Annotated in this window: 22 protein-coding genes; 12 read left to right on the plus strand and 10 right to left on the minus strand. The window is 63.6% G+C overall.

The window, feature by feature from the left end:
* Nucleotides 1-65 precede the first annotated feature (65 nt).
* On the minus strand, nucleotides 66-803 hold the full coding sequence (locus tag AC2FME_RS04920; protein ID WP_496678691.1) for a Bax inhibitor-1/YccA family protein: 738 nt from the start codon (nucleotides 801-803) through the stop codon (nucleotides 66-68).
* 165 nt (nucleotides 804-968) lie between these two features.
* Complete coding sequence (locus tag AC2FME_RS04925; protein WP_496712211.1) at nucleotides 969-1,181, minus strand: DUF1127 domain-containing protein; 213 nt, start codon at nucleotides 1,179-1,181, stop codon at nucleotides 969-971.
* A gap of 126 nt (nucleotides 1,182-1,307) precedes the next feature.
* Here AC2FME_RS04925 and AC2FME_RS04930 point away from each other — a divergent pair, with 126 nt between their 5' ends.
* Nucleotides 1,308-2,189, plus strand: a complete 882-nt coding sequence (locus AC2FME_RS04930) for a LysR family transcriptional regulator (protein WP_496799805.1) — start codon at nucleotides 1,308-1,310, stop codon at nucleotides 2,187-2,189.
* A gap of 5 nt (nucleotides 2,190-2,194) precedes the next feature.
* Here the strand turns inward: AC2FME_RS04930 and AC2FME_RS04935 are convergent, their stop codons facing one another.
* The gene (locus AC2FME_RS04935; RefSeq protein ID WP_496799806.1) at nucleotides 2,195-3,151 is read right to left on the minus strand and encodes an NADPH:quinone oxidoreductase family protein; all 957 of its coding nucleotides are present in this window, start codon (nucleotides 3,149-3,151) and stop codon (nucleotides 2,195-2,197) included.
* A 332-nt stretch (nucleotides 3,152-3,483) separates the two neighbouring features.
* Between AC2FME_RS04935 and AC2FME_RS04940 the strand changes: the two genes are divergently transcribed.
* The 3 genes from AC2FME_RS04940 to AC2FME_RS04950 all read left to right on the plus strand — a co-directional run bounded on the left by AC2FME_RS04940 (nucleotide 3,484) and on the right by AC2FME_RS04950 (nucleotide 6,142).
* Nucleotides 3,484-3,855, plus strand: coding sequence for a helix-turn-helix domain-containing protein (locus AC2FME_RS04940; RefSeq protein WP_149774650.1), 372 nt, complete (start codon nucleotides 3,484-3,486; stop codon nucleotides 3,853-3,855).
* Nucleotides 3,856-3,900: 45 nt separating this feature from the next.
* Nucleotides 3,901-4,692: a histidinol-phosphatase gene (gene hisN, locus AC2FME_RS04945; protein WP_496795661.1), complete on the plus strand. Its 792-nt coding sequence runs from the start codon at nucleotides 3,901-3,903 to the stop codon at nucleotides 4,690-4,692.
* 115 nt (nucleotides 4,693-4,807) lie between these two features.
* Entirely contained in the window at nucleotides 4,808-6,142 is a 1,335-nt protein-coding gene (locus AC2FME_RS04950; protein ID WP_496678700.1) for an 8-oxoguanine deaminase, read from the plus strand.
* A gap of 56 nt (nucleotides 6,143-6,198) precedes the next feature.
* Here the strand turns inward: AC2FME_RS04950 and guaD are convergent, their stop codons facing one another.
* Nucleotides 6,199-7,488 carry a guanine deaminase gene (gene guaD / locus AC2FME_RS04955; RefSeq protein WP_496685858.1) on the minus strand — a complete coding sequence of 430 codons (1,290 nt, stop codon included), beginning with the start codon at nucleotides 7,486-7,488 and terminating at the stop codon, nucleotides 6,199-6,201.
* 135 nt (nucleotides 7,489-7,623) lie between these two features.
* Between guaD and mgtE the strand changes: the two genes are divergently transcribed.
* Together mgtE and AC2FME_RS04965 are read left to right on the plus strand one after the other, a co-directional pair.
* Nucleotides 7,624-9,018 (plus strand): magnesium transporter, encoded by a 1,395-nt coding sequence (gene mgtE, locus AC2FME_RS04960; protein WP_496799807.1) that lies wholly within the window; start codon nucleotides 7,624-7,626, stop codon nucleotides 9,016-9,018.
* Complete coding sequence (locus AC2FME_RS04965; protein WP_496799808.1) at nucleotides 9,015-9,578, plus strand: 5-formyltetrahydrofolate cyclo-ligase; 564 nt, start codon at nucleotides 9,015-9,017, stop codon at nucleotides 9,576-9,578. The genes mgtE and AC2FME_RS04965 overlap by 4 nt, the downstream gene beginning before the upstream one ends.
* On the opposite strand, the gene AC2FME_RS04970 is transcribed toward AC2FME_RS04965, so the two are convergent.
* Entirely contained in the window at nucleotides 9,575-9,799 is a 225-nt protein-coding gene (locus AC2FME_RS04970; protein WP_496712441.1) for a putative hemolysin, read from the minus strand. The genes AC2FME_RS04965 and AC2FME_RS04970 overlap by 4 nt on opposite strands.
* A 130-nt stretch (nucleotides 9,800-9,929) precedes the next feature.
* Here AC2FME_RS04970 and AC2FME_RS04975 point away from each other — a divergent pair, with 130 nt between their 5' ends.
* The 3 genes from AC2FME_RS04975 (at nucleotide 9,930) to AC2FME_RS04985 (ending at nucleotide 13,448) form a co-directional block, all read left to right on the plus strand.
* Entirely contained in the window at nucleotides 9,930-10,742 is an 813-nt protein-coding gene (locus AC2FME_RS04975; RefSeq protein WP_496685866.1) for a TIGR00282 family metallophosphoesterase, read from the plus strand.
* A gap of 90 nt (nucleotides 10,743-10,832) precedes the next feature.
* Nucleotides 10,833-12,611 carry an SLC13 family permease gene (locus AC2FME_RS04980; RefSeq protein ID WP_496685868.1) on the plus strand — a complete coding sequence of 593 codons (1,779 nt, stop codon included), beginning with the start codon at nucleotides 10,833-10,835 and terminating at the stop codon, nucleotides 12,609-12,611.
* A 99-nt stretch (nucleotides 12,612-12,710) separates the two neighbouring features.
* Nucleotides 12,711-13,448, plus strand: a complete 738-nt coding sequence (locus tag AC2FME_RS04985; protein WP_496799809.1) for a YbaY family lipoprotein — start codon at nucleotides 12,711-12,713, stop codon at nucleotides 13,446-13,448.
* A 13-nt stretch (nucleotides 13,449-13,461) separates the two neighbouring features.
* Here AC2FME_RS04985 and AC2FME_RS04990 read toward each other — a convergent pair whose 3' ends face one another.
* The 4 genes from AC2FME_RS04990 to AC2FME_RS05005 all read right to left on the minus strand — a co-directional run bounded on the left by AC2FME_RS04990 (nucleotide 13,462) and on the right by AC2FME_RS05005 (nucleotide 18,612).
* A complete protein-coding gene (locus AC2FME_RS04990; RefSeq protein WP_496799810.1) occupies nucleotides 13,462-15,123 on the minus strand; it encodes an FAD-binding dehydrogenase in 1,662 nt (553 codons plus the stop codon).
* A gap of 11 nt (nucleotides 15,124-15,134) precedes the next feature.
* Nucleotides 15,135-15,992: a bile acid:sodium symporter family protein gene (locus tag AC2FME_RS04995; RefSeq protein WP_496799811.1), complete on the minus strand. Its 858-nt coding sequence runs from the start codon at nucleotides 15,990-15,992 to the stop codon at nucleotides 15,135-15,137.
* 72 nt (nucleotides 15,993-16,064) lie between these two features.
* Nucleotides 16,065-16,799, minus strand: coding sequence for a glutamine amidotransferase (locus AC2FME_RS05000; protein WP_496712435.1), 735 nt, complete (start codon nucleotides 16,797-16,799; stop codon nucleotides 16,065-16,067).
* A 40-nt stretch (nucleotides 16,800-16,839) separates the two neighbouring features.
* A complete protein-coding gene (locus AC2FME_RS05005; RefSeq protein WP_496799812.1) occupies nucleotides 16,840-18,612 on the minus strand; it encodes an SLC13 family permease in 1,773 nt (590 codons plus the stop codon).
* Nucleotides 18,613-18,722: 110 nt separating this feature from the next.
* Between AC2FME_RS05005 and AC2FME_RS05010 the strand changes: the two genes are divergently transcribed.
* The gene (locus AC2FME_RS05010; protein WP_496678717.1) at nucleotides 18,723-19,463 is read left to right on the plus strand and encodes a YebC/PmpR family DNA-binding transcriptional regulator; all 741 of its coding nucleotides are present in this window, start codon (nucleotides 18,723-18,725) and stop codon (nucleotides 19,461-19,463) included.
* A gap of 48 nt (nucleotides 19,464-19,511) precedes the next feature.
* Here the strand turns inward: AC2FME_RS05010 and AC2FME_RS05015 are convergent, their stop codons facing one another.
* Nucleotides 19,512-20,390 carry a LysR family transcriptional regulator ArgP gene (locus tag AC2FME_RS05015; protein ID WP_496799813.1) on the minus strand — a complete coding sequence of 293 codons (879 nt, stop codon included), beginning with the start codon at nucleotides 20,388-20,390 and terminating at the stop codon, nucleotides 19,512-19,514.
* 85 nt (nucleotides 20,391-20,475) lie between these two features.
* On the opposite strand from AC2FME_RS05015, the gene AC2FME_RS05020 reads away from it, so the two are divergent.
* Together AC2FME_RS05020 and AC2FME_RS05025 are read left to right on the plus strand one after the other, a co-directional pair.
* Nucleotides 20,476-21,075 (plus strand): LysE/ArgO family amino acid transporter, encoded by a 600-nt coding sequence (locus AC2FME_RS05020; RefSeq protein WP_496678721.1) that lies wholly within the window; start codon nucleotides 20,476-20,478, stop codon nucleotides 21,073-21,075.
* A gap of 40 nt (nucleotides 21,076-21,115) precedes the next feature.
* Entirely contained in the window at nucleotides 21,116-22,024 is a 909-nt protein-coding gene (locus AC2FME_RS05025; protein WP_496685883.1) for a DMT family transporter, read from the plus strand.
* The last annotated feature ends 51 nt before the right edge of the window (nucleotides 22,025-22,075 follow it).

Consider the following 22,075-nt stretch of genomic DNA (forward strand, 5'->3'; position numbering starts at 1 on the left):
TTGGGAGCGGGGCAAAAAAAACGGGCCCGGAACGGGCCCGTTTCCTGACAGGATTCTGCCGCTGGTTACTCACGATTTCCAAGCAGTTGCAGCAGGAACATGAACATGTTGATGAAGTCCAGATACAGGTTCAGCGCGCCCATGATCGCGGATTTGCCCAGCCACTCCTGGTCGCCGTGCGCGGCGTGCTGAATGTAGGTCGCCTTGATGTTCTGCGTGTCATAGGCGGTCAGTCCCGCAAAGATCAGAACGCCGATGATCGACACGGCGAACATGATGGCGGGCGACTGAAGGAAAATGTTGATCACCATGGCCACGATCAGGCCGATCACGCCCATCATCAGGAACGTCCCCATTCCCGAAAGGTCTTTCTTGGTGACATAGCCATACAGCGACAGGCCGGCGAAGGCGATCGACGTGATCAGGAACACCTGGGCGATCGAGATGCCGGTGAAGGCCACGAAAATCCAGCTCATGCTCAGGCCCATCACGGCGGCGAAAGCATAGAAGAACAGCTGGGCGCCGGCGGCGCTGAGGCGGTTGATGGCGGCGCCGAAGGCAAACACCATGATCAGCGGGGCGAACATCACGATCCAACCCAGGATATTCGGGCTGAGCGTGATCGGGTCGCGGAACACCGACAGCAGCTGCGGGCTGGTGCCAACGGCCCACGCCACCGCAAACGTGATAAGCATGCCCACGGACATCGTGCCGTAGACCTTGTTCATGTGGGCGCGCAGGCCCTCGTCGATCTGGGCAGTGCGTGCGCCGGCCGCCGTGCGGACGGTGTCGAATTGTGCCATTAAGGGTCTCCCTTGAATCCATTCCGATCCGCGATGCGGACCATTCTGACGGCAAATATCGGAGAGTCGGGCGCATGTTTCAAGGGTCTTGGCGGCAAAACCCTCGGAATTGCGAGCAAAATCGGCACCGCCGCCATCGGCGGTGTCAACGCTGCCAAAATGGGGTCAATAGCGGCCCGAGATCCAGATATCCGGCGCATCCCAAAGGGGGCGTGCGGCCTCGGCCTCGGCCTGCGCGCGGGTGACGCCGATATCTTTCAGCAGACGGGCGTCCAGCCGCGCCAGTGCGCGCCGTTGGCGGGGCAAGGAAACAAGGCGCTGCAGCCATCCGGTTTTGCGCGGCGCCGGCGAGGGGCAGGAAATCGCAATTTGGGTCATGTTTATTGTCCTTTTGTCAGGAAGTGATGGGGGTAGAGCATTCAATCAACTTCCTTGATCTATATGGCGGTCTCTGTCATATATGAAAAATGAATGTTTATGAATTGAAGCATAAGGATTGCTGATATGCGAAATCTCGACATCACGACCCTCAGGTCGTTCGTCGCCGTGGCCGATCATGGCGGCGTCACCCGAGCCGCGGGATTTCTGCACCTGACTCAATCGGCCGTGTCGATGCAGCTGAAGCGGCTCGAGGAACTGCTTGGGCTTGAGTTGCTGGACCGGTCGGGCCGGACGATCGCCCTGACGGCCTCGGGCGAGCAACTGCTGGCCTATGCGCGGCGCATGGTATCGCTGAATGACGAGGTGATGTCGAAGCTGACCGATCAGGCCTATGAAGGCGAGGTGGTTCTGGGCGTGCCGCACGATATAGTCTACCCGGCAATTCCCCGGGTTTTGCAGCGGTTCAACGCCGACTTCCCCCGTGTGCGCGTACAACTGGTCTCGTCGTATTCGATCCAGTTGAAAGAGATGTTCCGGCGCGGCGAATGCGATGTCATTCTGACGACCGAGGCGTCGAATGGCGATGGCGGCGAAACCATCGCCGAACTGCCTTTGCGCTGGATCGGAGCATCGGGCGGGGCGGCCTGGCGCCGTCGGCCCTTGCCGTTGGCGCTTGGCCGCCGCTGTCTGTTCCGGCCGCAGGTCATCGCGGCTCTGGACGCTGCGGGTATCCCCTGGGAACTGTCGGTGGAAACGGAAAACGACCGCACGATCGAGGCCACGGTCAGCGCCGATCTGGCCGTGCACGCGATGCTGGAAGGGACCGAGGCCGCGCATCTGGAAAAGATCGACGCCGGCGACGCGCTGCCCGAATTGCCGGCCCACATGATCAACCTGTATGGCGGCGACACGGGCCGAGGACCGGTGGTCGAGGCTCTGGCCGACCTGGTCCGCCAGAATTTCCGGATGCTGCGGGGCGGGCCGCTGCGCGCGGTCGCCAGCTGAGCCGGTCAGGGCGTGATGACGACCTTGCCGGTGGATTTGCGCGACCGCAGCAGGTCCATGCCATCGGCCACCTTTGACAAAGGCAGGACATGGCTGACATGCGGTTTGATGCGGCCCTCGGCATGCCAGCGGAACAGGGTTTCAAAGCTGCTGCGCACGATCTCGGGCCGGAACTTCAGATAGCCGCCGATATAGACTCCGATCACCGTCAGGTTCTTGACCATCAGGTGGTTGGCTGGGATTTGCGGAACCTCGCCGCCGGCGAAACCGACCGGCAACAGGCGACCTTCGGGATTGGTGGCGCGAAAGGCGGCCTTGAATACGTCGCCACCGATCGCATCATAGACGACATCCGCACCGCCCAGGTCCAGCACCCGCTGCCGCAGATCCTCGTCCGCATCGATCAGGTGGTCCGCCCCGGCGGTCTTGGCTACGGTCAGCTTGTCGGTGCCGCGTGCCTGCGCGATCACGGTTGCGCCCATCAGCTTGCCGATCTCGACTGCAGTCAGCCCCACGCCGCCGGCTGCGCCGGTCACCAAAAGCGTCTCGCCCGGCTGCAGGCGGGCGCGGTGATCCAGAGCGATGTGGCTGGTGCCATAGGCGATCTGGATCGCAGCGGCTTCTTCGAAGCTGCAGGACGGCGGCAGCATGACGGCCCGGTCGGCGTCGAACACGCCGAATTCCGCCAGCCCGCCTTGCCCCGAATAGACGGCCACACGGTCGCCCGGGACAAGGTGGACGACACCGGGGCCGACGGCGTCCACGACCCCTGCGATCTCGAGCCCCAGCGTGAACGGGGCAGGGGGTGTGTCTTGATAGGTGCCCTTCTGCATCAGGAGGTCGGCAAAGTTAAGGCCGCAGGCGTGGATCTTGACGCGGATCTGTCCGTGGCCCGGCTCGGGTGTTGCGATGTCGTGCAATACGGCCTGGGCTGTGGCCGAGGGAATTTGGTAGGCGAGCAATTCGTGTCCTCCGTGGTCGCGCTCTAGGCAGGGGCAACCGAGTGAGATTGTCAATCTTCAATGGCGGGTAACGTTCCGGACCTGCGCCGAAATTCCCTGATTCAGAGTGATTTGGCGCCCCGGAACGAACGTACAACCGTAAAGTTCTGTTGACCGGCTCCGACTCAACCTTCTTGAAAAGAATCGAAAATGGCGCAATGATGGTTTGCAGAAGTGCTGTTTCGGGGGGCATTTTCGGTGTTGAAGGAGTGTTGTCCAGCGGCGGCCGGTATGGCGGTCTCTGTCGCGTTCGTGTTTTCCCGGGCGGTTGTGTGTAAGATAGGAGTGTACTAATGACCCATCATGTGGATGTCCATGTGGGCAAGCGCGTCCGGCATCGTCGCTGGCTGATCGGAATGACCCAGCAGCAACTTGCAGAGCAGGTCGGTATCAAGTTTCAGCAGATCCAGAAATACGAGACCGGTGCCAATCGGATCAGTGCGTCGCGCCTATGGGACATTGCCGAGGCGCTGGATGTGCCGGTCAGCTTTTTCTTCGAGGGTCTCGAAGACACGCAGAAATCCGAAAGTGGCAAAAAGTCGGTTCCTGCCGATCTGATGGGCGACAAAGAGGCGCTCGATCTCGTGCGCTCGTACTATGCGATCCCCGAGAACCAGCGCCGCCGTCTGTTCGAACTGGCCCGGGTTCTCAGCGACGTCGCCTGAGCAGAGGCACTTGACTTTGTGCGGTACCCGCCGCACCAGTCGCGTATGTCTGGTACCGCTTTGACCGATCTTGAAGTTGCGGAAAAACTGGCCGACGCTGCGCGTGCGGCCATTTTGCCGTTTTTTCGCCGACCCGACCTAGAGACAGCAAACAAGCAGCAGGGTGGCTATGACCCTGTGACAGTTGCCGACCGGGCCGCCGAGCAGGCGATGCGTGAGGTTCTGGCCGAATTTCGCCCCGAAGACGGGATCCTGGGTGAAGAGTTCGGAACCGTCACTGGAAGCTCGGGCCGGATCTGGGTGCTGGATCCGATCGACGGGACCAGGGGGTTTGTCAGCGGAACGCCGACATGGGGTGTGCTGATCGCGCTGGCGGATTCGACGGGACCGATGCTTGGCGTCATCGACCAGCCCTATATCGGCGAGCGATTCGTGGGGCACGACACGGGCGCCTTCATGACGGGCCCGCTGGGGCAGGTCAGCCTGTCCACCCGAAAAACCGCCGCGCTCAAGGACGCGATCCTGTTCACGACCTTCCCCGAGGTCGGGGCTGACGACGAGGAACGGGCGTTTCGCGCGGTCGCCGAACAGGTGCAACTGACGCGGTACGGCATGGATTGCTACGCCTATGCGCTGCTGGCGGCCGGACAGGTCGATCTGGTGATCGAGGCCGGTCTGAAGCCCTATGACATCCAGGCCCCCATGGCCGTGATCCGGGCCGCCGGTGGCTTGGTCACCGACTGGCAGGGCGGCCCGGCCCATCTGGGCGGGCAGGTGCTTGCGGCGGCCAACCCCGACATCCACGCGGCGGCGCTGGACCTGTTGCGCCGGGTCTGACGCGGCTTGCCGCCCGGTATCTGTCCGGCTAGGGTTCTGCGGCCGGTTCTTCCGCCCGTTTTCCACCGGCGCGACGCACTCTTGTCATGAGACGGGCGAATCTCAGGAGTGCCAGATGACCGAATTCCTACTGAAAAATGCCGATGTTGTTCTGACGATGGACGACGCCCGGCAAGAATTGGCCGGGGCCGACATACTGGTCCGCGATGGGGTGATCGCCGGGATCGGGCATCGCCTTGAAGCCTCGGGCGAGATCCACGATCTGCGTGGCTGCGTGGTCACGCCCGGGTTGGTGAACACGCATCACCACCTGTACCAGACCCTGACGCGCGCGGTCCCGGCGGGGCAGGACGCGTTGCTGTTCGGCTGGCTCAAGACACTCTATCCGATCTGGGCGCGGTTCGGCCCCGAGCATATGTTCGTCTCGGCGCAGATCGGCCTGGCCGAACTGGCCCTGTCCGGCTGCACGCTCAGTTCGGACCACCTGTACCTGTATCCCAACGGTGTGCGGCTTGAGGACACGATCGCCGCCGCATCTGAACTGGGCCTGCGGTTTCACCCCACGCGCGGCGCGATGAGCATCGGTGAAAGCAATGGCGGTCTGCCACCCGATGCGCTGGTCGAATCCGAGTCCGCGATTCTGAACGACATGATCCGCGTGGTCGATGCCTTTCATGATCCGTCCGAGGGGGCGATGTGCCGGGTGGGGCTTGCGCCGTGCTCGCCCTTTTCGGTCAGTCGCGACCTGATGCGTGACACGGCGCTGCTGGCGCGCGACAAGGGCGTGATGCTGCACACTCACCTGGCTGAAAATGACGAGGATATCCGGTATTCCCAGTCCCGATTCGGGTGCCGGCCGGGTCAGTACGCGCAGGATCTGGGCTGGACAGGTCCGGATGTATGGCATGCCCATTGCGTCAAGTTGGATCGGGCCGAGGTCGATCTGTTTGCGCGGACCGGCACCGGGGTTGCCCATTGCCCATGTTCCAATTGCCGGCTGGGCTCGGGCATCGCACCGGTGCGCGCCCTGCGCGATGCCAAGGCCCGCGTGGGGCTTGGTGTCGACGGGTCGGCCAGCAACGACAACGGCAACCTGATGGCCGAGGCACGTCAGGCGGTGCTGCTGCAGCGAGTCGCCAACGGTGCAGACGCCATGTCGGCCCGCGAGGCGCTCGAGATTGCCACGCGCGGCGGCGCCGATGTTCTCAACCGCCCGGATTGCGGCCGTCTGATGCCCGGTAAGCGGGCCGATATCGCGGTATGGGATATCAGCGGTGTCGAAAGTGCCGGCAGCTGGGACCCCGCCGCGCTGCTGCTTGCCGGCCCCAGCCGGGTCAGACATCTGTTCGTCGAAGGGCGGCAGATCGTCCGCGAGGGGCAGATCACCACCATCGACCTGCCGCGGGTGATCGAACGTCAAAACCAGCTTGCGCGCGCGCTGCAGGCGTGAAGCCCGACCCAGAGCGTTGCCTGTCGCACCGCCAGCGGCCTGCGCTGTCGGGCCGCTCAACCCAGCGCCCGGCGCCCTCGGATCCAGACCTGGGCCACCGCCCGGTCGTCGCCCATCATGATTGTGGGAAAGATGGCCTCCCAGATGTCATTCGCGCGCGCAACGCGCTGTGCGATGGCCGGGGTCGAGGACAGGTCGAGCACGACCAGGTCGGCTTCGAGCCCCGGTGCTACATTTCCAATGCGGTCATCCATCCGCAGCGACCGGGCCGAGCCGGCGGTACCCAGCCAAAGCAACTGCGCGGGGTGCAGGGGATGCCCGCGCAACTGGCCGATCTCATAGGCCGCGGCCATGGTCCGCAGCATCGAGAAACTGGACCCGCCGCCGGTATCCGTGGCCAAGCCGATGCGGTGGCCGTCGCGCATCAGCCCGTGCATGTCGAACAGGCCCGATCCGATGAACGTATTCGAGGTCGGGCAGTGAATCAGCGCGGCGTCGACCTCGCGCAGACGATCGCGTTCGCGCGGCTCCAGATGGATGGCGTGTCCGTACAGCCCACGCGGGCCCAGCAGGCCGAATCTTTCGTAGGTGTCCAGATAGTCGCGGGCCTCGGGAAACAGCGATCGGACCCATTCTATCTCGTCGGTCTGCTCGCTCAGATGGGTCTGCATCAGGCAGTCGGGATGCTCGGCCCAAAGCGCGCCCATCGCTTCCAGTTGCTCGGGCGTCGACGTGGGTGAAAACCGCGGCGTGATGGCATAAGAAATCCGGTCCACGCCGTGCCATCGGCCGATCAGCGCCTTGGACTGGTCATAAGCCGTCTGGGCGGTGTCTCGCAGGCCGTCGGGTGCGTTGCGGTCCATGCAGGTCTTGCCGGCCACCACACGCTGCCCGCGGGCCTGCGCTTCGGTGAAGAACGCATCGACGCTTTCAGGATGGATTGTGCAGAAACTGCACATGGTGGTGGTGCCATGCGCCGTGGTCAGGTCCAGATAGCGCCCGGCGATTTCGGCGGCGTGGTTCGGGTCGCCGAAGGTCATCTCTTCGGGGAAGGTATAGGTGTTCAGCCAGTCGATCAGCCGCTTGCCCCAGCTGGCGATGATCGCGGTCTGGGGGTAGTGCACATGCGGATCGACGAACCCGGCCAAAATCAGGCGCGCGCCATGGTCATGGGTTTCGGCATCGGGATGCGCGGCCGCCAGCGCTTCGGCCGAACCGAGCGCACCGATCCGGCCGTCTTCGATCAGAACGGCCTCGTGCAGCCGGGCGGCCCGGTCGGGGTCAGCCTGGAAGGGCGACTGCTCGAAACTCAGAACACGCCCTTTCAAAAGCGTTTTTTGCGCCATCGGCTTCGATCTCCGGCTGATTGGAACGGTGTCGCAGCATAAGCCTGCGAAAGATGCGGGTAAATTGCGCCATTGTCATTGTTTTCCTGTAGCTGCTTCTTTTATTAGGGGCCAATCCAACGGACGGGGCAGCGCATGACCACAGGCAATGACGAAATCGTGATCGACCAGCCCCGCGACGAAGATGCCTACGCGCTGGATCGCAACACCGTGGCGGCAATCCTGCAGGCTGTCGAGGACGGAGACCGCGATCGGCTGGTCGAGCTGATGGAGCCGCTGCACGCAGCCGACATCGCCGACCTTCTGGAACAGATCAGCCCCCATGACCGCTCGCAGCTTCTGCATCTGTATGACCGCGAGTTCGACGGCGACATACTGTCCGAGCTGGACGAATCCGTGCGTGAAGAGGTCATCGCCGTATTGCGGCCTGACGTGCTGGCCGAGGCCGTCCGTGAGCTGGAAAGCGACGATGTGGTCGATCTGCTGGAAGACCTCGAACAATCGCAGCAAGAGGCCGTTCTGGAGGCGCTCGAACACTCGGAACGGATTGCGGCGCAAAAGGCGTTGTCCTACCCCGAACACTCGGCCGGCCGCCTCATGCAGCGCGAAGTGGTCATGGTGCCCGAACACTGGACTGTGGGGCAGACCATCGATTTCATGCGCGCGCACGAGGATCTGCCGGACCAGTTCTATCATGTCGTGCTGGTCGATCCGCGGCTCAAGCCGGTGGGGCAGGTCACGCTGGGCCGGTTGATGGCGGCGCGGCGCGATACGCCGCTGCGCGACATCGCCGAGGAAGAATTCCACATCATCCCGCTAACCCAGGACGAAGAAGATGTCGCCTATGCCTTCAAGCAGTACCACCTGATCTCGGCGCCGGTGGTCGATGATGACGGGCGGTTGGTCGGGGTCATCACCATCGACGACGCGATGGAGGTTCTGGACGACGAGCACGAGGAAGACATGCTGCGCATGGCCGGCGTGGACGAGGACTCGAGCCTGTCTGACACCATTCTCGAGACGGCGCGCGGGCGGGCGACCTGGCTGTTCGTCAACCTGCTGACCGCGATCTTTGCGTCGCTGGTGATCAACATGTTCGCGGAAACCATCGACCAGATGGTCGCGCTGGCGGTACTGATGCCGATCGTGGCGTCAATGGGCGGCAATGCCGGCACCCAGACGATGACGGTGACCGTAAGGGCCATCGCCACCCGCGACCTGACAGCGAATAACGCCCTTCGTGTTCTGTTCCGCGAGATTTCGGTGGGCGCGTTGAACGGCCTGTTTTTCGGATTGCTGATGGCAGTCGTTGCGAGCTTTTGGTTTGGTATCCCGATGCTGGCGGCGGTCATCGGTCTGGCGATGGTGCTGACGCTGGTGGCGGCGGCGCTGGGCGGCATTCTGATCCCGCTGGCGCTGGACCGTCTGAACATCGACCCGGCCTTGGCTTCGGGGCCGTTCGTCACCACGGTGACCGATGTGGTCGGGTTCTTTGTGTTTTTGGGTCTTGCCGCGCAGGTGCTGCTGTGACCGGGTTGGCCGAGATCAAGGCCGCGGCGCGCAAGGCCGCCTTTGCCCGGCGCAAGGCCGCATTCGATACTCGTCCGCCGGGCACGGCCGGCCGCCTGTCCGAGGTGCTGGCGGGGTATCGCGGCGTACCCCTGTCAGGCTACATTCCGATCCGCACCGAGATCGACCCGCTGCCCGCCATGGCCGAGGCCGCGGCCTATGGGCCGGTCGGCGTTCCGGTTATCCAGGGGGCCGGGCAGCCGTTGCAATTTTCGCGCTGGACACCGGACGGTCCGCTGAAGGACGGCCCGTTCGGTGCGAAGGTGCCCGACGTCGATGACTATTTCGATCCCGAGATCGTGATCGTACCCCTGGTGGCCTTCGATGCCCGTGGCGGGCGGCTGGGTTATGGCGGCGGGTTCTATGACCGGACGCTTCAGCGGTTGCGCGCCCGGCGCGCGACCTTGGCGATCGGTTTCGCCTTTGACGCGCAAGAGGCCGACAATCTTCCGTTGGAACCCACCGATCAGCCCCTGGACATGGTCGTCACCGAGAGCCGGGTTCTGAGTTTTCGAACCTAGTTCTCGAAATGGGCGCGCAGATAGTCCCAGGCATCGACTTCGGTTCCGTCCGCCAGCACGCAGACACCGTATTCCGAGCCGTCGGCGTTCTTTCGGATTTGATAGTCGCCGCCGTTTTCTATGCAGAAGGTGGCCGCCGGATTGGCCATCGTGGTTTTGGTCTGCGCCTGGGCGAAGGTTGCAACAAGAACCACGGTTGCCGTCACAATAAGTTTTTTCAATGATACCTCCCGAGGTTGCAAATCAATGAGGGCACGTTTGCACGTTTCTGAAATATTGCAAGCTGGTGATGGTCGGGCTTTTACACGGTTCCGCCTTGTTATTGCCGTCTGCTGCGCCTAGGACCGCGATATGAGAATTCTGTTTTTGGGCGACGTCATGGGGCGCGCTGGTCGAACCGCCATCAAGACCCATCTTCCACGCCTGCGCGAGGAATGGCGGCTGGATTTCGTCGTGGTCAATGGCGAGAACGCCTCGAACGGCATGGGCCTGACTGGCGACCATGCCAAGCTGTTGCTGGACTCTGGCGCCGATTGCGTCACGCTGGGCGATCATGCCTTCGACCAGAAGGACATGCTGCAATTCATCGAAAGCGAACCGCGCGTCGTGCGGCCGGTGAACTTTGCCAAGGGCGCGCCGGGGCGGGGCCACCGCCTGTTCACCGCACCCGGCGGCCGCAAGGTTCTGGTGGTTCAGGTGCTGGGGCAAGTCTTCATGAAACGGCCTTTCGACGATCCGTTTTCGGCCGTTGAACCGATCCTCAAATCGCACCCGCGCGGCGGGCAAGCGCAGGCCGTCATCGTCGACATGCATTGCGAGGCGACCTCGGAAAAGATGGCCATGGGGCATTACTGCGACAAACGCGCCAGCCTTGTGGTGGGCACCCATACGCATGTGCCCACGGCCGACGCGCAGATCCTGCCGGGCGGTACCGCCTATCTGACCGATGCAGGCATGTGCGGCGACTATGACTCGGTGATCGGCATGGACAAGCAGGAACCGATGCGGCGGTTCATCACAGGCATGCCCAAGGCCCGGTTCACCCCCGCCAATGGCGAGGCCACGCTGAGCGGCGTTTTCGTGGAAACCGATGACCGGGACGGCCAGGCGAAATCGGTCTGCATGGTGCGTGTGGGCGGGCGGCTGCAACAGGCCGGGCCGTGATCGCATGGCGGGCTTGCCCTGTCCGCTGCAATGCTGGAAACTGTGGCTCAGGCACGGTGGCCGGTTAAGGGTTCGGACAGAAGACCACGAATGAATCTCCTTACTTTGTCAGAAACAGGCAGCGCGATTCTGGCGCTGCTGGTCGTCGCGGGCATGTTCATCATGTTCCTGCGCGAGGTCTACCCGGCCGAGGTCGTCGCCATCGGCGGCGTTTCGGTGATGCTGGTCACCGGGATCCTGCCGTATCAGAATGCGCTGGCCGTACTTTCCAACCCTGCGCCGTGGACTATTGCGGCCATGTTCATCATCATGGGCGCGCTGGTGCGCACAGGGGCTTTGGACGCTTTTACAGTGACCGCGCAGAAACAGGCCCAGGTCAACCCTCGCATCGCGATCGGATTGCTGATGACATTCGTGGTGCTGGCCTCGGCCGTGGTGTCGAACACTCCGGTCGTGGTGGTGATGATCCCGGTCTTCGTCCAGATTGCGCGCACGCTGAACGTGGCCCCGTCCAAGCTGCTGATCCCGCTCAGCTATGCGGCAATTCTGGGCGGCACGCTGACCCTGATCGGCACCTCGACCAACCTGCTGGTCGATGGTGTCGCGCGGGCGCAGGGTCTGCAGCCCTTCACGATCTTCGAGGTCACGCCCCTGGGCATCATCCTGGTGATCTACGGTATGGTCTACCTGCGGTTCATCGCGCCCCGGCTGCTGCCGGACCGCGACAGCATGGCCAGCCTTCTCAGCGACCGGTCCAAGATGAAATTCTTTACCGAGGCGGTCATCCCCCCCGACAGCAACCTGATCGGGCGCGAAGTGACCGGCGTGCAGTTGTTCAAACGCCCCGGCGTGCGGCTGATCGACGTGATCCGCGGCGACGAGTCGCTGCGGCGCAACCTTCAAGGTGTCACCCTGCAGGTCGGCGACCGGGTGGTGTTGCGCACCCAGATGACGGAACTGTTGAGCCTGCAGCGCAACAAGGAGCTCAAGCGCGTCGATCAGGTCTCGGCGGTCGAAACGCGCACCGTCGAGGTTCTGATCACGCCGGGCTGCCGGATGGTGGGGCGCACGCTGGGCGCGCTCCGGCTCCGCCGCCGCTACGGTGTCTATGTGCTGGCGGTGCACCGACGGAACCAGAATATTAGCGGTCAACTGGACGACCTCATCGTCCGGGTGGGTGACACGCTGCTGCTGGAAGGCGCGCCGGCCGATATTCAACGTCTGGCAGCCGACATGGACATGGTTGATGTCACTCAGCCGTCAGCGCGTGCATTCCGGCGTGGACATGCGCCGATTGCGATCGCCGCATTGCTGGGGATCGTGCTGCTGGCGGCGTTTGGGGTCGCGCCCATCCTGTTGCTGTCGATCCTCGCTGTTGCATTGGTTCTGCTGACCGGCTGCATCGACGCGGACGAAGCGTTCTCGTTTGTCGAAGGCCGTCTGCTGGCGCTGATATTCGCCATGCTGGCCATCGGGGCCGCGCTGGACAGTTCGGGCGCGGTTTCGCTGATTGCGAATGCGATTGCCCCGTCCTTTGCCAAACTGCCGCCCTTCCTGATCGTCTGGGCCGTCTACCTGCTGACCTCGGTTCTGACCGAGCTGGTCTCGAACAACGCCGTGGCGGTCGTGGTCACGCCGATTGCCATCGGTCTGGCGCAGGCGGTGGGCGTCGATCCGCGCCCGCTGGTGGTGGCGGTGATGGTCGCGGCGTCGGCCTCGTTCGCCACACCGATCGGGTATCAGACCAACATGATGGTCTATGGCCCCGGTGGGTACCGTTTCACGGACTTCATGAAGGTCGGGATTCCGCTGAACCTGACGGTCGGGCTGCTGGCCTCGTTGATCATCCCGTTTCTCTGGCCGCTTTGAGGTTTGGCGTTATTTCGCCGTTTCTGGACAGCTAGGCTTGCAAACGGCTGCGGCGCCACGATCTTCTAGACAGGAAACCGGCGACGAGGGGATCGAAGAATGAAAATCGCACATACCCTTCTGGCGGGCGCTGCGTTGTGGGCTGTCGTTCTGAGCGCTGCCCAGGCCGGGACCGTCGAGGGAACCGCCACCTACCGCGAACGGATCGCCGTTCCGCCGGGGGCGACCCTGTTCGTCGAGCTGCAGGATGTGTCGCGGGCCGATGCGCCCGCCGTTACTCTTGCCGCGCAACGCTATGCGTTGACGGGCGTGCCTGCGCAGTTCGAGTTGACTTATGACGACGCGTTGATTCAAGACCGACATCGCTATGTGGTGCGGGCCTCGGTGCATCAGGACGGCAAGCTGCTGTTCACCACCGATACCGCTTACCCGGTTCTGACCAATGATGCCGGAAACTCGGTCGATCTGGTCATGGTCAAGGTTTGGGAACGGGGCGCGGCGATGCTTGAGAACACGCAGTGGATCGCAACCGAGGTGAACGGCGTTGCGCTGGACACCGAGAAACGCCCGCAGATTACCTTTGCCGAGGGCGGAGCCTTTGGGGGAACGGGCGGCTGTAACCGGTTCAGCGGACAGGCCGAGATATCGGGCGAGTCGATTTCCTTCCCCGACAACATGGCCGCCACGCTGATGGCCTGCCCGCCGCCGCTGGACGAGGTTGAGCAGGAGTTCCTTGCCGCCCTGCCAAAGGTCGCAAGCTTTGTTCAGCGCGGGGACACGCTGGTTCTGCTTGATGCGACAGGCGAGCCGGTTCTGCAGTTCCGCCGCGACCAATAGTGCCCAAGGGCCGTCAGGCGACGGCCCGCGACCGTCCCGCGTTGCGCCCCGAGAAGATGCAGCCGCCCAGGAACGTGCCCTCCAGCGCGTTGTAGCCGTGATAGCCCCCGCCTCCGAACCCCGCGACCTCTCCGGCCGCGAACAGGCCCGGCACCACCTGGCCGTCCGCACCGATCATCTGACTGTCCAGATTGGTCTGCAAACCGCCCAGCGTCTTGCGGGTCAGCACATGCAGCTTGACCGCGATCAGCGGGCCGTTTTTCGGATCAAGGAACTTGTGCGGTTTGGCGGTGCGGATCAGCTTGTCGCCGCGATAGTTCCGCGCCGCCAGGATCGCCATCATCTGAGCATCTTTCGAGAAGGGGTTGTCCACCTGTGAATCGCGGGCTTCGATCTGGGCGCGCAGATGTGCCTCGTCGATCAGGCCGCCGCCCAGATGGTTCATCCCGTTCACCAGCTCGGTCAGCGTGTTGGCAACGACGAAATCCTCGCCCTTTTCCTTGAACGCTTCGACCGGCCCGGTGGCCTTCGACCCGGACAGGACCCGCTGGCGGATGACCTCCTTCCAACTGCCCGAGGTGAAATCGGGGTTCTGTTCAGACCCGGACAGGGCAAATTCCTTTTTGATGACCTTCTGGGTCAGGACGAACCAGCTGTATTCATAGCCGGTCTTCAGAATTTCGCGCAGAGTGCCCAGCGTATCGAACCCGGGCAGGCAGGGGGGCCGCAGCCGGTTGCCGCGCGCATCGAACCACATGGAACTGGGGCCGGGCAGGATGCGGATGCCATGCTCGGGCCAGATCGGGTCCCAGTTGCGCACGCCTTCGGTGTAATGCCACATGCGGTCGCCGTTGATGACGTGCCCGCCGGCCTTTTCGCTGATGGCGATCATTCGACCGTCTACGTGGAAAGGCACACCCGCCACCATGTCCTGGGGCGGTTCGCCCAGACGGTCGCGGGGCCAATTCTGGCGCACCATCTCGAAATTGCCGCCGATCCCGCCGGAGGTGACGATGACCGACGGGGCGTAGACTTCAAACTCGCCAATCTCGTCGCGATTGGTCCTGGCGCCGCGCGGGGCGGTGTCGTCGGCCAGAACCTCGCCCGAGACGCCCTTGGCCTCGCCGTTCTGCATGATGATGTGACTGACCTGATGGCGGAACTTCAACTGGACCAGGCCGGCGCTGACATGGTCGCGGACCCGGCGGATGAAATGCTCCAGCACGCCCGGGCCGGTGCCCCAGGTGATGTGGAACCGTGGGACCGAGTTGCCGTGACCATCGGCATAGGACCCGCCGCGTTCCGCCCAGCCGACCACGGGAAACCAGCGCAGGCCCATCTGGTGCAGCCAAGGGCGCATCTCGCCGGCGGCGAATTCGACATAAGCCTCGGCCCATTTGCGGGGCCAGGCGTCCTCGTCCCGGTCGAACTGGGCGCTGCCCATCCAGTCGCGCAGGGCCAGGTCGCGGCTGTCGCGGATTCCCATGCGGCGCTGCTCGGGGGTGTCGACCATGAACAGACCGCCCAGGCTCCAGAAAGCCTGACCGCCCAGGAAATGCTCGGGTTCCTGGTCCAGCACGATCACCTTTTTGCCGCGGTCACCCAGTTCGGCCGCCGCGGCCAGCCCGGCCAACCCGCCGCCCACCACGATCGCATCAGCAGTGTTTTCGGTCATGCTCTGTCCTTTCAGCGGTGGCGGTACCAGGCGATGAACGGGATCGCGACGGCGTACATGGTGATCCCATAGACGGCCGAGGGCAGGGCCAGCGGGCTGAAGCCGCTTTCGGTTCCGGTGATCAGAGCCGCCAGCGTGATGCCCAGGGTCGAGTTCTGGATACCGGTTTCGATCGAGATGGTCTTGGCCTCATTCCACGACAGTTTCGCCGCCCGCGCCAGCCCCAATCCGATCAGCAGCAGCGCGAGGTTCAGCGAGATCAGCCCGGCGCCCATGATGCCCAGATTGTCGACGAACAACTGCCAGTTTCCAGCCAGCGCAGCGATCACGATCAGCACGAACAGGATGGTGGCCAGTTTCGAAAGGGGGCCGTCGATCCGGTCGGCAAAACCGGTTGCAAAATGGCGCAGGCCAACGCCGATGGCGACGGGCAGGGTGGTGATCAGGAACATTGCCAGCGCCAGACCGCTGATCGACACTTCGGGTGCGTCCTCGCCCATGAAGTTGTCGATCGACCAGGCCGCCAGAACCGGCACCGTGACGATCGACAACAGGCTGATCACCGCCGTCAGGCTGACCGACAGCGCCACATCGGCCTTCGCCAGTTTCGACAGGATGTTGCTGGTGACACCGCCCGGGCAAAAGCTGAGCAGCATGAACCCGACCGCAATTGCCGGCGGCAGCGCGAACATCTTGACCGTGACGAAGGCCGCGACCGGCAGCAGAACGACCTGGCAGACCGCGCCGATCGCAAACGGATAACGCCGACTGATCACGCGCCGGAAATCCGCCGCCTCAAGCCCGATGCCCAAAGACAGCATGATGATGGCCAGCGAAACCGGCAGGCCCACGTTTATCAGAAGATCCAAAACAACCCCTCCCAAAGTCGTTTTGGTCCAACCTAAGCGTGCGGTCCCCGGTCAGGCAACCGCGCCGTTGGGTCACCCGTAGCGCTGGGCGAAACGGCGCAGGATTTCGCCGGGCTGCGTGACCTCGGCGGCATGGCAGCGGTCGATCAGCAGTTGGGCGTCCTCGGGGCGGAAATAGCCGTGATCCTTGTAGATGTGGATGCGCTGTTCAAAGTCTTTGGCGTCGGCTTCGGGGTGGAACTGTGTGGCATAGACATTCTGGCCCCAGCGGATCATCTGGAACGGGCAGGGATCCGACGCAACCAGGTGCACGCAGCCCTCTGGCAGGGCCTGCACCGCCTCTTTGTGGCCGACGAAGGCATCAAAGTCGGACTCTAGACCGGCGGTCAGCGGGTCGCGGGCGCCATCCTCGGTCAGGTGGCAGCGCGACGGGCCGACCGGCTCGCCATAACGGTCCTTGCTGACCGGTGCGCCTAGATGCGCGGCCAGAATGCCCAGGCCATAGCAACAGCCCATGAACGGATGATCGCGCGCCGTGATCTGCGGCATCAGCCCCATAATCGCGCCCTCGATCCGGGCATCCATTTGCGATTTTCTGGCCGGGTCGTCGCTGACGCAGCCCGGTCCGCCACCCACGATCACACCAGCATAGTCGGTGACGTCCAGCGCCTCGGGCAGGGCCTCGCAATCCAGACGGATGCGGTGGGTGCGCTCGGGCGTCAGACCGGACCGGTTCAGGATCGAAGCATATTCGGCGTCCGAGGCATCGGTTTCGGGGCGCAGCTGCAGGATCAGAAAGCATTTCATGCGCTGCCCTTAGCGCGCGGTCCGGCGGTCACGCAAGCCCTCACAGCGGCCAGAACACAAGGATCGCCGGGACCGAAACCGCCACGATCAGAATCTCCAGGGGCAGGCCCATGCGCCAATAGTCGCCAAAGTGATAGCCGCCGGGCCCTAGGACCAGAGTGTTGTTCTTGTGTCCGATCGGTGTGAGGAATGCCGCCGAGGCGGCCACTGCCACCGTCATCAGGAAGGGATCGGGCGAAACCTCGAGCGTGCGCGCCATCTGGATGCCCACCGGCGCGGCCACGATGGCGGTTGCGGTGTTGTTCAGCACGTCCGACAGCGTCATGGTCACGACCATCAAAACCGTCAGAATAGCCCAAGCCGGCAGGCCTTCGGTCAGTTGAACCAGCGCATTCGCGATCAGTTCCGTCCCGCCCGAGCTTTCCAGCGCGCTGCCCAGCGGGATCATCGAGCCCAGCAGAACCACGACCGGCCACTCGATCTGATTGTAGATCTCGGAGATCGGGATGATCTTGGTCAGCACATAGGCGATCACCACAAGCCCCAGCGCGATGGGCAGGTAGATCAGCCCGATGCTGGCGGCCAGAACGGCAGCGGCGAACAGGCCGATGGCCAGCCATGCCTTGTCATTGGCGGTTACGTTCAGGCCGCGTTGGGCCAGAGGCAGGCAGCCCAGCCACTCGGTCACGTCCGCGCCTCGGTCGCGCGGGCACAGCAGAAGCAGAATGTCGCCCGGCTGCACCTCGGTCTTGCGGACCTGTTCGGTGATGCGCCGACCTTGGCGGGAAATGCCCATCAGGATCGTGTTCTGCCGCCAGGCCAGCCCCAACCCCTGTGCGGTACGACCCGCGATGCGGGCGCTTTCGGGTACGACGACTTCGATAACTTCCAACCCGTCGCCGGCAGCCGTTAGCAGCTCTTGCCGGCGGGCATCCGAGAAATCCAGGTTCAGCGCGGCGCGGAATTCATCCAGCGCCTCGGGGCTGGCTTCCAGCACCAGCGCGTCGCCTTCCTGAAGGATCGTGTTTGCCGCGCGGCCATAGCGACGTTTGCCGTCCCGGATCAGGCCGATGATGGCGACGTCGGATTTCTCGGCCATCTCGTCCAACTCGGCGACGCGCTTGCCGATATGAGGCGACCCGGCCGGGACCGTCAGTTCAGCGATGTACTCCGCCAGCGTCTCCGAACTCTCGGTCTGTTCGCCGCGGTTTGGGATCAACCGCCAGCCGATCAGGGCGACGAAGGCCAGACCTGCGATGGCCGCCAGCCCGCCAACAGGGGCGAAATCAAACATCTGGAACGGCTCTCCCAGGGTCTCCTGCCGGATTGACGCGATGATGATGTTGGGCGGTGTGCCGATCAATGTGGCCATGCCGCCCAGAATGGTGGCAAAGCTCAGCGGCATCAGCGACAGACCAACGGGGCGCCCGGCTTTGCGCGCGGTCTGAATATCGACAGGCATCAACAGCGCAAGCGCCGCCACGTTGTTCATGAAGGCGGACAGAACGGCTCCGATCCCGCCCATCAGAGCGATATGCGCACCCAGGCTCCGCGAGGCATCGACCAGCGTGCGGGTGATCAGGAACACCGCCCCCGACCGCACCAGCCCGGCAGAGACCACAAGCACCAGAGCCACGATGATCGTGGCCGGATGGCCGAAGCCGGCAAAGGCGCCTTCAACCGGCACAACGCCCAGGATCACGCCGACCATCAAGGCGGCGAAGGCCACGAGGTCATAGCGGAACCGGCCCCACAACAGCAGACCGAATACGGTAATGAACAGTGCAAAGAGAATGATCTGATCCGTTGTCATTCGGCCACCATAGCGGCGCCGGACCGACGGGCAAGTGGGTGTCTTGATCCTTTGCCCCGCAAACGTCTATATGTGCGCCGAAGACCCAATCACGATTACGAGGACGCAACATGGCAGGCCATTCCAAATGGGCCAACATCCAGCACCGCAAGGGGCGCCAGGACGCCGCGCGGTCCAAGCTGTTTTCCAAGCTGTCGAAAGAGATAACCGTGGCCGCCAAGATGGGCGATCCCGATCCGGAAAAGAACCCGCGTCTGCGTCTGGCCGTGAAAGAAGCGAAATCGCAGTCGATGCCCAAGGACAACATCGAACGCGCGATCAAGAAGGCCACCGGCGGCGATGCCGAGGCCTATGAGGAAATCCGCTATGAAGGCTACGGCCCCAACGGCGTCGCGGTCATCGTCGAAACCATGACCGACAACAAGAACCGCACCGCGTCGAACGTGCGCTCGACCTTCGCCAAGAACGGCGGCAACCTGGGCGAGACCGGCTCGGTCGGCTTCATGTTCGAGCGCAAGGGCGAGGTGGTATATCCGGCGTCCGCTGGCGATGCCGACACCATCTTCGAAGCCGCCATCGAGGCCGGCGCAGAAGATGTCGAAAGCTCGGAAGACGGCCACATCATCTGGTGCGCCGACACCGACCTGAACGAAGTCGCCAATGCACTTGAAGCGACGTTGGGTGAATCGGAATCGACCAAGTTGGTCTGGAAGCCGACCACCACGACCGAGCTGGGGCTGGAGGACATGCAGCGCCTGATGAAGCTGGTCGAGGCGCTGGAAGACGATGATGACGTGCAGCGCGTCACCACCAATTTCGAAGCCTCTGACGAGGTGATGGCGCAGCTCTGACGCCACCGCATCACGTTGCCAGAAAACCCGGCCCTTGGGCCGGGTTTTTCAGTTCAGAACCTGCTTTGCGGCCTGTTGCACGGCGCGGGTCAGCGGGGTCAGCGCCGGTGCCAAAATACGCCCGACCTGCCAGGTCAGCGGCACGTCCAGCGGGGCGTCCGGCTCGATCTCGCACAGGCGGCCGTCGGCAATGGCGGACCGTACCAGAGGTTCCGGGTTCATTCCCCAACCCAGACCGGCGGCAGCCGCCGTGACGAAGCCGCTCGACGAAGGCAGAAAATGGGTCGGTGGCGACAGGCGCTTGCCGGTCCGGGTCTCGATCCATGCCCTTTGCAGCATGTCCTTGTGGTTGAAGGTCAGGCAAGGCGCGCGAGAGAGGCTGTGCGGCGTCACACCGTCTGCGAACCAGCGCGCGATGAAGTCCGGGCTGGCCGTGGGCAGGTACCTGAGCGCTCCCAACGGGGTTGCCGCGCAGCCGGGAACTGTCTGGCCGCCCACCGTGATAGCCGCGCTGACTTCGCCGCGCCGCAGCCATTCGGCCGAGTGGTCCTGGTCGTCGATCTCCAAATCAAACAGCATTCCGTCCACCGCCGCCATTGCCTCGATGAAAAAGGCCGACAGGCTGTCGGCCGGGACGGCGATGCGGACCCGGGCCGGGCCGTGCCCTGCATCCAGGGCCAACTCACGCCGCAGTTGCGCTTCGAGCAGACCGATATCCTCGGCATGTCTGGCCAGTCTTTGCCCGGCCTCGGTGCCCGTGCAAGGAGTTCCGCGTCGGATCAGGGACAGCCCGATCCGATCTTCCAGCGCCTTGATCCGTTGCGAGATCGCCGAAGGGGTGACCCCCAGTTCATCGGCCGCGGCCTCGAAGCTGCCCCGCCGCAGGATGGCCGCAAGCGCCGCCAGGTGATTCCGGTCGATTTCCATTAGAAGTTCTAATTTAGAGTTAGCATCTTTAATTTGATAAAAGGCCACTCGCGCTGTAGTCAACACCTGCGACACAGGAGGTTCCATGACGGCATCCATGTTTTCGGGCTTTGCGCTGGGCTTCAGCCTGATCCTGGCCATCGGTGCGCAGAACGCGTTCGTGCTGCGCCAGGGGCTGCGGCGCGAACACGTCTTTGCCCTGTGCCTGACCTGTGCCATCTCGGATGCGATCCTGATCGCCGCCGGTGTTGCGGGCTTTGGCAGCCTTGCGCAGGCCGCACCCTGGTTCGAGCCCATGATGCGTTATGGCGGTGCGCTGTTTCTGACGTGGTACGGGCTGCGCAGCTTGGCTTCGGCCTGGCGTGGCGGAGCGGCACTGGAACTGGCCGAGGGACAGCGCACCAGCCTGCGGGCGGCACTGCTGACGGTTTTGGCCTTCACCTGGCTGAACCCGCATGTCTATCTGGATACGGTGGTGCTGATCGGGTCGATCTCGGCACAATATCCCGACCGGCTGGGGTTCGCGGTGGGGGCGATGTCGGCCAGCTTCGTGTTTTTCTTTTCGTTGGGATACGGGGCGCGGGTGCTTTCGCCAATTTTCGTCCGCCCGCGGGCGTGGCAGGTCCTGGACCTGCTGATCGGGTTGGTGATGCTGGCCATCGCGTGGAAACTGGTGGCGATGTAAGGGCTTGTTCCCCAGCGGCTTTCGGTGTTCAACCAAATCCATGACAGCTCTCGCCGCCCAATCCCGGCCCCTGGCCGGCATGTTCTGGATGTTCACTGCCGGCCTGTCCTTTGTCGGGATGACCGCCCTGGTCAAATCGCTGGGCACCACGATGGACCCGATCCAGGCCGCCTTCCTGCGCTATGCGTTGGGTCTCGTGTTCCTGCTGCCGGCCGCGCGGGCCATCCTGACGACCCGACTGAACCGCCGCAACCTGACGCTGTTTTCGGTCCGGGGCGCCATCCATGCGGTGGGCGTGATGCTGTGGTTCTTTGCCATGACCCGCATCCCGCTGGCCGAGGTGACGGCCATGAACTATCTTACCCCGGTCTATGTGACGCTGGGTGCCGCGCTTTTTCTGGGCGAAACCATGGCCTTTCGCCGCATCGCCGCCGTGCTGGTGGCCATCATCGGGGCCGCGATCATCCTGCGGCCGGGATTTCGCGAGATTTCCGCAGGCCACCTGGCCATGCTGGGCACCTCGCTGATGCTAGGGGGGTCATACCTGCTGGCCAAGGCGATGGTGCGGGATGTGCGGCCCTCGGTCGTGGTGGCACATCTGTCGATCTGGACGACGATCTTCCTGATCCCTTTTGCGATCGCAGTCTGGACGCCGCCCAGCCTTCGTGACATCGGCGTGCTGTTCCTGATCGCCAGCTTTGCCACGGCCGGGCATTACTTCATGACACTGGCCCTGCAGGCCGCACCCGTCGCCGTAACTCAGCCGGTCACCTTCCTGCAGTTGATCTGGGCCACCCTGCTGGGCGCGCTGGTCTTTCACGAAGGTGTGGATATCTGGGTGGTCGCTGGCGGCACCTTGATCCTGGGGGCGGTCAGTTTCATCACTTGGCGCGAGGCCGTGCTGAACCGCAGCGGCTTGACGCCGCCCAGCCTTGCGCCCAAGCTTTGACGGTGGTCGCCTTCCCGTTATTGATTGACGAGTCAATAAAAAGGTCTTAGC

It is taken from the genome of Ruegeria sp. BHSC026 (assembly GCF_059613065.1).